The 551-nt window shown below is 41.9% G+C and carries 1 protein-coding gene; it reads left to right on the top strand.

Annotated elements, in window-relative coordinates; genetic code table 11:
* Positions 1-403, top strand: a 403-nt coding sequence (locus ACS8FD_RS23640) for an endonuclease III domain-containing protein (protein ID WP_439277645.1), incomplete at its 5' end; no start/stop codon positions are given.
* Between the last annotated feature and the right edge of the window lie 148 nt (positions 404-551).

The following is a 551-nucleotide window of genomic DNA, read 5'->3' as shown; positions in this document are numbered from 1 at the left end:
ATATAATGCCAAAGCCAAAAATGTGATCAAAACCTGTCGCGATTTAATAGAGAAGTTTGACAGCACCATACCTGATAACCGTAAAGACTTAGAGTCGCTCGCTGGTGTGGGGCGCAAAACCGCTAACGTGGTCTTGAATACTGCCTTTGGACAACCAACTATGGCAGTCGATACGCATATTTTCCGTGTTAGCAATCGCACGGGGCTGGCTACTGGTAAGAACGTCTTAATAGTAGAGAAAAAGCTGGTCGAGCGTATTCCAGAAGACCTATTGGTTGACGCTCATCATTACCTCATTTTGCATGGGCGCTATACCTGTCAAGCGCGTACCCCTAAATGCGGAGCCTGTCCGGTTTATGAAGAATGTATGTTTAAGGACAAAGCTACGTTTGTAGAGATTTGAAATTCTTTATAGCTAGTATTGTCTAATAGAGATAACCCAACTCAAAGAAAAACAATACAGATAACTATTAGCAGAAATTTAGCCAGCTCGATGATTTTTACGATTGATAGCAACAATAGCTACACTAGAGTTTTCACTCGATTCACGG

Source organism: Psychrobacter sp. 1U2 (genome assembly GCF_051847575.1).
The sequence above is the reverse complement of the archived record's forward strand: the minus strand, read 5'-3'. Positions and strand labels throughout refer to the sequence as shown.